At 35.8% G+C, this 10,355-nt stretch carries 11 protein-coding genes; all 11 read right to left on the reverse strand.

Annotation, left to right across the window (positions count from 1 at the left end; genetic code table 11):
• On the reverse strand, window positions 1-1,406 hold a 1,406-nt coding region (locus VFS71_RS05370; RefSeq protein ID WP_326399823.1), incomplete at its 3' end, for an NADH-quinone oxidoreductase subunit M.
• Window positions 1,407-1,415: 9 nt separating this feature from the next.
• Complete coding sequence (gene nuoL / locus VFS71_RS05375; protein WP_326399824.1) at window positions 1,416-3,299, reverse strand: NADH-quinone oxidoreductase subunit L; 1,884 nt, start codon at window positions 3,297-3,299, stop codon at window positions 1,416-1,418.
• Window positions 3,300-3,305: 6 nt separating this feature from the next.
• Window positions 3,306-3,626: an NADH-quinone oxidoreductase subunit NuoK gene (gene nuoK / locus VFS71_RS05380; RefSeq protein ID WP_077377981.1), complete on the reverse strand. Its 321-nt coding sequence runs from the start codon at window positions 3,624-3,626 to the stop codon at window positions 3,306-3,308.
• Window positions 3,626-4,135: an NADH-quinone oxidoreductase subunit J gene (locus tag VFS71_RS05385; protein WP_077377984.1), complete on the reverse strand. Its 510-nt coding sequence runs from the start codon at window positions 4,133-4,135 to the stop codon at window positions 3,626-3,628. Before VFS71_RS05385 ends, nuoK begins: the two co-directional genes overlap by 1 nt.
• Window positions 4,135-4,680 carry an NADH-quinone oxidoreductase subunit I gene (locus VFS71_RS05390; RefSeq protein ID WP_326399825.1) on the reverse strand — a complete coding sequence of 182 codons (546 nt, stop codon included), beginning with the start codon at window positions 4,678-4,680 and terminating at the stop codon, window positions 4,135-4,137. The genes VFS71_RS05385 and VFS71_RS05390 overlap by 1 nt, the downstream gene beginning before the upstream one ends.
• Window positions 4,681-4,803: 123 nt before the next feature.
• Window positions 4,804-5,856, reverse strand: coding sequence for an NADH-quinone oxidoreductase subunit NuoH (gene nuoH, locus VFS71_RS05395; protein ID WP_326399826.1), 1,053 nt, complete (start codon window positions 5,854-5,856; stop codon window positions 4,804-4,806).
• A gap of 3 nt (window positions 5,857-5,859) precedes the next feature.
• Complete coding sequence (locus VFS71_RS05400; RefSeq protein ID WP_326399827.1) at window positions 5,860-6,891, reverse strand: 2Fe-2S iron-sulfur cluster-binding protein; 1,032 nt, start codon at window positions 6,889-6,891, stop codon at window positions 5,860-5,862.
• Between the two features lie 17 nt (window positions 6,892-6,908).
• The gene (gene nuoF, locus VFS71_RS05405; protein ID WP_326399828.1) at window positions 6,909-8,276 is read right to left on the reverse strand and encodes an NADH-quinone oxidoreductase subunit NuoF; all 1,368 of its coding nucleotides are present in this window, start codon (window positions 8,274-8,276) and stop codon (window positions 6,909-6,911) included.
• Between the two features lies 1 nt (window position 8,277).
• Window positions 8,278-8,808: an NAD(P)H-dependent oxidoreductase subunit E gene (locus VFS71_RS05410; protein WP_326399830.1), complete on the reverse strand. Its 531-nt coding sequence runs from the start codon at window positions 8,806-8,808 to the stop codon at window positions 8,278-8,280.
• 3 nt (window positions 8,809-8,811) lie between these two features.
• Complete coding sequence (locus VFS71_RS05415) at window positions 8,812-10,050, reverse strand: NADH-quinone oxidoreductase subunit D (protein WP_326399831.1); 1,239 nt, start codon at window positions 10,048-10,050, stop codon at window positions 8,812-8,814.
• Between the two features lie 23 nt (window positions 10,051-10,073).
• A partial coding sequence (locus VFS71_RS05420) for an NADH-quinone oxidoreductase subunit C (protein ID WP_326399832.1) occupies window positions 10,074-10,355 on the reverse strand: 282 nt, incomplete at its 5' end.

The raw sequence follows: 10,355 nt of genomic DNA on the forward strand, positions 1-10,355 counted from the left end.
AGACTTGGTGTTATCAAATCGTTGATTGGTTTTGGATATAACCCAAAGAAAAATAAAACCGCAATAATAATTATCATTGTCAAACCTTCAGAAAAAGTGATGTCGGTAAAAAGTTTTGTATTAGTTTCCCCTAGCATTACATGTTGGAACATTTTCAACATATAATAAGCTCCCAAAATGATTGTAGTTCCTCCCAATAAGGCAAACCAGATATTTATTTGAGAAAGGCTGTATAATACTGTAAATTCCCCAATGAAGTTAAAAGTTGTTGGCAAAGCCACAGAAGCCAATACCAAAATTAAAAACATTGAAGTGAATTTTGGTGATTGGTAACGAATGCCACCCATTTCTGAGATTAGTCTCGTTTCGTATCTTCTAAAAATGATTTCAGCTGCAAAAAATAATCCAACTACCACAAAACCGTGGGCAATCATTTGTAAAACGGCACCCCTAAAACCATCAAGGTTTAAAGCATAAGTTCCGGCAGCAATTAATCCAACGTGAGCAAGGGAAGAATAAGCCAATAGTTTTTTTAAATCTTTTTGTCTCAATGCAACAATAGAACCATAAATAACACCAGCAATACCTACTCCGATGAATATGTACATGTATTCTTTGGCTGCTAACGGGGTCAAAGGCAATTGCCAACGGATAAGACTATACAATCCCATTTTAAGCATTATACCAGATAAAAGCATAGTTCCAAGAGTTGGAGCTTTTTGGTAAACATTTGCCTGCCAAGTATGAAAAGGAATTAAAGGAATCTTAATCGCATACGCCAAGAAGAAAGCCGTAAAAATCCATTTTTGTTCATTTATGGTTAAGTCTAATTTATATAAATCCTCAATTAGGAAGCTTCCAGCTTTTTGATACATATAAACAAAAGCAACAAGCATAAATAAAGAACCTGCAAGAGTATAGATGAAGAACTTAACTACTGCTTTTTTACGTTCTTCGGCATCCCCATTACCCCAAATTAAAGCAATAAAGTAAATAGGTATTAATGACAATTCCCAAAAGATATAGTACAATAGACCATCACTTGCCAAGAAAGTTCCTGTCATTGCAAATGACATAAACAATATAAGGGAATAAATCGCTTTTGAATTTTTGAAATCATTGCCAAAAGAAGACAAGATTATAATGGCAGTCAAGGCAGTTGTCAATAAAATCATAGCCAAAGACAAACCATCTGCTTTTAATGCAAATGAAACTTTAGGTAATGTTATCCATTGGCTGATGTAGCTGATGTTTTCACCTAAATTAAAATGATTTAACAAAACAATTGAGCAACCCAATGAAGCTAACCCGAAAAACAATGCCACTTTTGAAGCGAGCTTGTCACCAGCTAAATAGGTTGCAAATGCGCCAACTAAAAGGATGATTAATATTAGAGATACATTCATAGTATATAATTATTGAGCTAGAAATAAAAATGAAACAATGGCACACATGCCTAAAACAAAAGCAAATAGGTATAGTCCAACACTTCCATTCTGCAATTTTTTACCTTGGTAACTAAGTTCACTGGCAACTTTTCCTAATCCAAAGACTACAGAAGAAATCCCAGTTTCTACATAGTCCCTAAAGATTTTTGACAAACTGTTTATTGGAGCTACAAATAATGAATCATATATTTCGTCAACATAGTATTTATTGTAAAGTACTTTTGATAATCCAGTTATTTCAGCATCCTCACTCGGTACTGTATTTTGTTTGATGTATTTAGCATAAGCAATACCAATTCCAACGAATCCACCAACAACGGCAATCGCCATTAAGATGTATTCAGTGGTTCCCAAACCATGTTCTTCTGATGTCGCTTTTGCAAAAAGAGGTGCTAAATATTCATTCAACCAACTATTACCAGGCAAACTGATTGCTCCTCCAATAGTTGCCAAAATAGCCAAAATGATTAAAGGGAATGTTATTAAAGCTGGGCTTTCGTGTAAATGATGTTTTTGCTCTTCAGTTCCTCTAAAATCATTAAAGAAAGTTAGGAACATTAATCGGAACATATAGAAAGCAGTCATTATCGAAGCAACGGAGGCAACAACCCAAAGTGGAATGTTATGATGGAATGCAGTCATCAAAATTTCATCCTTAGAAAAGAAACCTGAAAATAAAGGAACTCCAGAAATTGCTAATGATGAAATAAGCATTGTCCAAAAAGTGATTGGCATCGCTTTTTTCAATCCACCCATTTTACGCATATCCTGTTCTCCATGCAAACCATGAATTACAGATCCAGAACCTAAGAATAAACAAGCTTTAAAGAAAGCGTGAGTGATTACGTGAAATATGGCTACTTCATAAGCACCAAAACCTAAAGCCAAAAACATTAATCCCAATTGAGAAACAGTAGAGTAGGCCAGTACTTTTTTAATATCATTTTGAACTAAACCAATAGTTGCTGCAACCAATGAAGTTACACCTCCTATTATGGCAATTATTGTTTGTACTTCCGGTGTTAAGTCGAATAAGAAATGCATTCTTGATACCATAAAAATACCTGCAGTAACCATCGTTGCGGCGTGAATCAATGCCGAAACAGGTGTAGGTCCAGCCATTGCATCAGGCAACCAAGTATATAAAGGAATTTGAGCAGATTTTCCACAAGCTCCAATAAACAAAGCCAAAGCAGCAATGCTTAACCAAAGCGTATCTACATTTGAGGCTCCAGCAATAGCTGTTTTCAAAGTGGCAAAATCCAAAGTGGAGAATAAGCTTCCTAAGATAAATATCCCGATTAGTAATCCTAAATCCCCGATACGGTTCATGATAAAGGCTTTTTTTGCGGCATCATTATAATCTTGGTTCTTATACCAAAATCCAATTAATAAGTAAGAACAAAGTCCAACTCCTTCCCAACCAATGAACATTACCAATAAGTTGCTTCCAACTACAAGGGTAATCATGAAGAAAATAAAGAGATTCAAATATGCAAAGAAAGAATGCATTTTTTCGTCATCATGTATATAGCTGATGGAGTATAAATGAATCAACGAACCAATTCCAGTTACAAACAATAACCATAAAACAGATAATTGATCCAGTAAAAAACCAAAACTCACATTAAAATTACTAATCTGAATCCAATCAAATAATTGAATTGTTATAGCTTGTTTCGTTTGATTGATTTGTAGAAAAAAGGAAATAGTAACAATAAACGAAATCACTACTGAAAGTGTTCCGATGATTCCTGAAACAGATTTTCCTAAACTTTTTCCGAAGAAAACATTAATTAAAAATCCTAAAAAAGGAGTTAATAGTAAGACTAAAGCTAAATTGGTATCCATTGCCATTTATCCTTTTAAGTTTTTTAAATTATCGATGCTAATTGATCCAATATTTCTAAATATCGAAACTAATATGGCTAGTCCTACTGCAACTTCCGCCGCCGCTACCGCCATGGAGAAAAATACGAATACTTGTCCTTGTGCGTCTTGGTGATAAGTAGAGAAGGCCACAAACAATAAGTTAACGGCATTCAGCATGATTTCAATAGACATAAACACAATGATTGCATTTCGTCTGTATAAAACCCCAAAAATTCCAATACAAAATAGTGTTACACACAGGAAGATATAGTTCTCTATACCAATTTGAGTTAAAATATTGTTCATTATTTTTCTAATTTTTCTTTTTTAGACAATAATACAGATCCAATCATTGCTACCAATAACAAAATAGAAGCAAATTCAAAAGGCACCATATATTCGTTCAATAATGCTTTTCCTAGTACTTTTATCGATTGGTAATCCTCGCCCGTATAATCGTATTCTACAATAGGTTTAGAATCAATAAAGATTTTTATCAAAACCAAACAAACTAAACAAAAGGAAACAATTGCACCTAATCTCGTAAATCTTGGTTTGTGAACTTCATCGGCTTCATTAAGATTCATTAACATTATGGTAAACAGTAATAAAATCATGATAGCTCCAGAATAGACAATGATGTGTACAATGGCCAGAAACTGGGCGTTCAATAATAAATAATGTCCAGCTATAGAGAAAAAACAAATCACTAAGTAAATAGCACTGTGTATTGGATTTCTGCTAAAAATAGTTAAAAATGCTGTTAGCAATGTAATTGCAGACAATACGCAAAATAGAATAAGTACTGTTGACATTAGTTAGCGTTTTTAAGTTGAGTGTTTTTCAAAGCCATTTCTAGTGGCATAACCAGTTTATCTTTTCCAAAAATGAAATCTTCTCTATCATAACTAGCAGGAACCAATTCCTTAGATATAGTCAAATAAATAGCGTCTTTTGGACAGGCTTCTTCACAAAGTCCGCAAAAAATACATCTTAACATATTGATTTCGTATATCTCGGCATATTTTTCCTCTCTGTACAAATGCATTTCGTCAGCTTTACGCTCACCTGCTTTCATTGTTATGGCCTCAGCAGGGCAAGACAAAGCGCATAAACCACAAGCAGTACAATTTTCTCTACCTTGTTCATCGCGTTTCAGCATGTGCTGTCCACGGTACACAGGGCTCATGTGACGAACTTGTTCAGGATATTGAATCGTTGCTTTTTTTCTGAATAAATGCTTCAGTGTGATGATCAAACCTTTTACAATCGCAATCAGATACATGCGTTCCAAAAAAGTCATCTCCTTGTTGGAGACCATTTTTTTTCTTCCCGATAAGGATATAGTTTCTATTGACATTTTATATTTTTTATTTGTAGCTAATCCTGCTATCCGTTGCAATCTTTTATGTTTTAAAGAAAAACATAAAAGGATTTCCACTTCTATCAGGGCTAGTCCCCGTTAACATCGTGTTTTGTTCTATTAAAATCCTAAATAAGTAGCTATTTCACTTCTCAAAAGCACAACTCCAGTAATCATAATATTTACAATTGCAAGCGGAATCAAAATTCTCCATCCCAAATGCATCAATTGGTCATATCTAAATCTCGGGATAGTCCAACGAACCCACATGATAAAGAAAATAAAACCACATAATTTAATAAAAAGCGCAGCCATTCCTAACACGTTGGCAATATTTACTCCCCAGTTTTCCAATACCCATCCCATTCCAGGATAATTGTATCCGCCAAAAAACAAAACAGCCAAAATAGTAGAGGAAACAAACATATTTGCATATTCGGCAAATAAATAGAATCCCATTTTCATAGAGGAATATTCTGTGTGGTATCCACCAATTAATTCCGATTCACATTCCGCCAAATCAAAAGGCGTTCTGTTTAATTCTGCAAAAGAACAAATCAAGAAAATTAAAAATGTTAGCGGCTGATACAGTACATTCCAATGCCATTCCGATTGCTGTAATGAAATTTCTCTTAGGCTTAAAGTTCCTGTCATCATAATCAAAGCGATTATGGATAATCCCATTGCTACTTCATAAGAAACCATTTGTGAGGCAGCTCTAATAGCACTCATCAAAGAGAACTTATTGTTAGAAGCCCATCCACCAATCATGATTCCGTATACTCCTAGAGAAACAACTCCAAAAACATACAATATGGCAACATTTACATCAGTGGCTTGCAATAAAATATCTCTCCCAAACAAGTGTAATTTATCTCCCCATGGAATAACGGCACTGGTCATCAAGGCTGTAGCCATTGCAATTCCGGGACCTACAAAAAATAAAAATTTATTAGGTGTGTTTGGTTCAAATTCTTCCTTCGAGAACAATTTCAAACCATCGGCAAGCGGTTGGAATAATCCCAATGGTCCTGCTCTGTTTGGTCCGATTCTGTCTTGCAGCCAGGCGGCTACTTTACGTTCTGCCCATGTGGAATACATGGCCATTAGCATGGTAAGCGCAAAAACCACTACAATAACAACACTTTTTTCTATAACAAATGTACTTTCCATTTTTTAAGATTTTTGAGTGTTAGTGTCCAATGGATTTGAAGCCATGCTTATTTTTTTTCTGTCTTGGTCTCTACCCAAAAGAATATTTTTCTCAGTAGCAATTTCTACTTTTTCTAATTTTTGAGTATAGTTATTTTGATTGATAACTGAATCTTTTTCAAACTCGCGTGGTCCTTCAATTACCCAGTCAGAAACTTCTTTTTTGTCAAAACGACAAGTGTTGCAAATGAACTCTTCTACTTCATGAAACTCATCTTTACGACCTGTAACACGTTGGATTTCGTTTCCAAACATCCAAACAGTTGTTTTTCCGCAACATCCAGGAGTTGTACATTCTCTATGCGCATTGTACGGCTTGTTGAACCAAACTCTTGATTTGAATCTAAACGTTTTATCAGTCAAAGCACCTACTGGACATACATCAATCATGTTTCCAGAAAACTCATTAGTTATAGCTTTTGAAATACAAGTAGAGATATTAGCATGATCACCACGATCCATTACTCCATGAACACGATCGTCTGTCAATTGATCCGCAACTTGTACACATCTTTGACATAAAATACAACGATTCATGTGCAATTGAATGTTCGGACCGATGTCTTCAGGTTCAAAAGTTCTTTTTTCTTCAATAAAACGGGATGCTGATTTTCCGTGTTCGAAGCTTAAGTTTTGCAAATCGCATTCTCCGGCTTGATCGCAAATTGGACAATCTAGCGGGTGATTGATTAACAAAAATTCCGTTACTGCTTTTCTGGCTTCCTCTACTCTTGGAGATGCTTTACTGGCAATTTCCATTCCGTCTTGACAGCCTGTTACGCAAGATGCCATTAATTTTGGCATTGGTCTTGGGTCAGCATCACTACCTTTGGTTACATCCACCAAACAACAACGGCATTTTCCACCGCTCCCTTTTAATTTAGAATAATAGCACATCGCTGGCGGAACAACTTCTCCACCAATCATACGCGCAGCCTGCAAGATCGTTGTTCCTGCTTCTACTTCAATTTCTTGACCGTCTATGGTTACTTTCATTGTCTGAAATTCTTTCTTTATACTATTACTTTAGAAACTAGGTGCTTCACTTTTTCAAAAGGTTCTGCAACAAAATGGTCTCTGTTTTTTATTTTTTCTGGAAAACGAATGTGGTATTCAAACTCATCTCTAAAGTGACGAATAGCTGCTGCTACTGGCCAAGCTGCTGCATCACCAAGAGGACAGATAGTGTTTCCTTCAATTTTGCTTTGAATACTCAACAACAAGTCGATATCTTCTTCACGTCCGTGTCCGTTTTCGATTCTATGCAATACTTTTTCCATCCAACCAGTACCTTCTCTACATGGAGTACATTGACCACAACTTTCATGGTGATAAAAACGAGAGAAATTCCAAGTATTACGAACAATACAAGAGGTGTCGTTGTAAACGATAAATCCTCCTGAACCCAACATAGATCCAGTGGCAAAACCACCATCACTTAAAGATTCATAAGACATCAAACGATCTTCACCAGCTGCTGTTTTATAGATTAAATGTGCCGGTAAAACAGGAACTGAACTTCCTCCAGGCACAAATGCTTTCAAAGGACGGTCAGAACTCATTCCGCCAAGATATTCATCGGAGTTCATAAATTCATAAACGCTTAATCCTAATTCAATTTCGTAAACTCCAGGATTTTTGATGTGCCCTGAAGCAGAGATTAATTTGGTTCCCGTAGATCTACCGATACCAATTTTGGCATAATCAGCCCCCGAATTGTTTACAATCCATGGCACAGCTGCGATAGTTTCTACGTTATTTACCACGGTTGGGTTTGCCCAAAGTCCAGATACGGCAGGGAATGGTGGTTTAATACGAGGATTACCTCTTTTTCCTTCCAATGATTCAATCAAAGCAGTTTCTTCACCACAGATGTAAGCTCCGGCACCACAATGAACATGTAATTCTAAATCATATCCAGAACCAAGTATATTTTTTCCTAAAAAACCTGCTGCTTTTGCTTCGGCAATGGCTCTTTCCAATATTTTGAACACCCACATGTATTCTCCACGAATGTAGATATACGAAAGGTTAGCACCCAATGCATAACTGGAAGTAATCATTCCTTCAATCAGTAAGTGAGGAATGAATTCCATCAAATAACGATCTTTGAAAGTTCCTGGTTCAGATTCATCGGCATTGCAAACCAAATGTCTTGGTTTTCCTGATTTTTTATCAATAAAACTCCATTTCATTCCGGCAGGGAAACCAGCACCACCACGACCACGTAATCCAGAAGTTTTTACTTCTTCTACAACTTCGTCTGGAGTTAAGGTTTTTAAAGCTTTTTCTACCGAAGCATAACCACCGTTTTGGCGATATACTTCATAAGTTTTAATCCCGGGAATATTGATTTTATCTAATAATATTTTTTGTGACATCTTATTTATCGTGTAATATTATTTTATCCTCTTTACAATCGGCAATCAATTGGTCGATTTTTTCTTTGTTCAAATGTTCTTTGTAAAAATCTCCCAACTGCATCATCGGAGCATAACCACAAGCACCTAAACATTCAACTCCTCTTACTTCAAAAAGACCGTCTGCAGTAGGTTCTCCCACTTGAACACCTAATTTTTCACAGGTATAATCCATTAAATCCTCTACGCCGTTTAAACAACAAGGTGAAGTTTGGCAAAATTCAAACATGTATTTGCCAATAGGTCTTTGATTATACATGGTGTAAAAAGTAACGACTTCATACACTTCGATAGGTTTGATTTGTAAAATTTCGGCAACTTTATCTTGTAATTCAATACTCAACCAATTGTCGTGAGCGTCTTGAACTTCGTGTAAAACGGGAAGTAAAGCTGATTTTCTTTTGTCTTCAGGATAATGACTGATTAATTCATTGATGCGAGACATCAATGCTTCGGTCATGTTTATTTCTTGTTTGTAATGTGTGTGTACCATAATTTATGCGTCTAATTCTCCAGCAATAACATTTAAACTTGATAAAATAACAATGGCATCAGATAACATTGAACCTTTAATCATGTCTGGATAGGCTTGATAATAAATAAAGCAAGGTCTTCTGAAGTGTAATCTATAAGGAGTTCTGCTTCCGTCTGTAACCAAATAAAAACCAATTTCTCCATTTCCACCTTCAACAGGATGGTAAATTTCGGCAACTGGAACAGGAACTTCACCCATTACAATTTTGAAATGGTATATCAAAGATTCCATATTAGTGTAAACATCTTCTTTTGGAGGAAGGTAATATTCAGGAACATCGGCATGGTATTCATTTCCTTCCGGCATTTTGTCCAAAGCTTGACGGATAATGCTTAAACTTTCCCAAACTTCAGCATTTCGAACGCAAAAACGGTCATAAGTATCTCCCGATTTTCCTACTGGAACGATGAAATCGAAATCTTCGTATGAACTGTATGGTTGAGCCACACGAACATCGTAATCAATTCCGGCAGCACGTAAATTTGGACCTGTAAATCCATAAGCCATTGCTTTCTCTGCAGATATTGCTCCTACATTTACGGTACGGTCAATAAATATTCTATTTCTTTCGAATAAGTTTTCAAATTCTTTCCAAGCAATTGGAAAATCTCTTAGGAATTCGTCAAGTTTTCTAAAAGCTTCTGGTGACCAGTCTCTTTCGAAACCACCGATTCTTCCCATATTGGTAGTAAGACGAGCTCCACAAATTTCTTCGTAGATTTCGTATACTTTTTCTCTAAATTGGAATACATAAAGGAAACCGGTATAAGCACCTGTGTCTACTCCAAGGATTGAATTACAGATTAAGTGGTCTGTAATTCGAGCCAATTCCATTACTATAACTCTTAAATAATCAACTCTTTTAGGGACTTTGATATCTAGAAGTTTTTCAAGTGTCATCCACCATCCCATATTATTGATTGGAGATGAACAATAGTTCATTCTGTCAGTAAGTGGAGTGATTTGGTAAAAAGGACGATTTTCGGCAATTTTCTCAAAAGCTCTGTGGATGTAACCAATGGTTGGTTCTGCATCAAGAATTTTTTCGCCATCCATCAACAAGATATTTTGAAAAATACCGTGCGTAGCAGGATGTGTAGGACCTAAATTCAGAATAGAAAGCTCGCTTCCATCTTCATTGTGTCTCTCTTCGATTATTTTAGCATAGCGATGCTCTGGTGGTAATAATAGTTCTGACATTTATCTAATGTGAAAAATTATATTTATTTTTTTAGCTCTTGGTTGATTGTTGTTCTTCCAAAATACCTGTCATCTTTATCTGTTCTTCCGCTGTCTTCCATAGGGAATTCTTTTCGCATAGGGAAAGAAATCATCTCGTCCATATTCAAAATACGTTTCAACTGTGGATGTCCGATGAAATTGATTCCGAAGAAATCATAGGTTTCTCTTTCCATCCAATTAGCACATAAAAAGATATTTGAAATAGTTTTGATCTCGGGTTTTGATCCGTTTATGAAAGATTTGATTCGGATGCGTTTGTTTTC

This window comes from Flavobacterium sp. (assembly GCF_035760125.1).
In the GTDB taxonomy this organism is placed as follows: Bacteria; Bacteroidota; Bacteroidia; order Flavobacteriales; family Flavobacteriaceae; genus Flavobacterium.

Excerpts from the sequence above, each read along its gene's own strand:
- nuoL (WP_326399824.1), bottom strand. The coding sequence starts at position 3,299 with ATGGATACCAATTTAGCTTTAGTCTTACTATTAACTCCTTTTTTAGGA.
- nuoK (WP_077377981.1), bottom strand. The coding sequence starts at position 3,626 with ATGAACAATATTTTAACTCAAATTGGTATAGAGAACTATATCTTCCTG.
- VFS71_RS05385 (WP_077377984.1), bottom strand. The coding sequence starts at position 4,135 with ATGTCAACAGTACTTATTCTATTTTGCGTATTGTCTGCAATTACATTG.
- VFS71_RS05390 (WP_326399825.1), bottom strand. The coding sequence starts at position 4,680 with ATGTCAATAGAAACTATATCCTTATCGGGAAGAAAAAAAATGGTCTCC.
- nuoH (WP_326399826.1), bottom strand. The coding sequence starts at position 5,856 with ATGGAAAGTACATTTGTTATAGAAAAAAGTGTTGTTATTGTAGTGGTT.
- VFS71_RS05400 (WP_326399827.1), bottom strand. The coding sequence starts at position 6,891 with ATGAAAGTAACCATAGACGGTCAAGAAATTGAAGTAGAAGCAGGAACA.
- nuoF (WP_326399828.1), bottom strand. The coding sequence starts at position 8,276 with ATGTCACAAAAAATATTATTAGATAAAATCAATATTCCCGGGATTAAA.
- VFS71_RS05410 (WP_326399830.1), bottom strand. The coding sequence starts at position 8,808 with ATGGTACACACACATTACAAACAAGAAATAAACATGACCGAAGCATTG.
- VFS71_RS05415 (WP_326399831.1), bottom strand. The coding sequence starts at position 10,050 with ATGTCAGAACTATTATTACCACCAGAGCATCGCTATGCTAAAATAATC.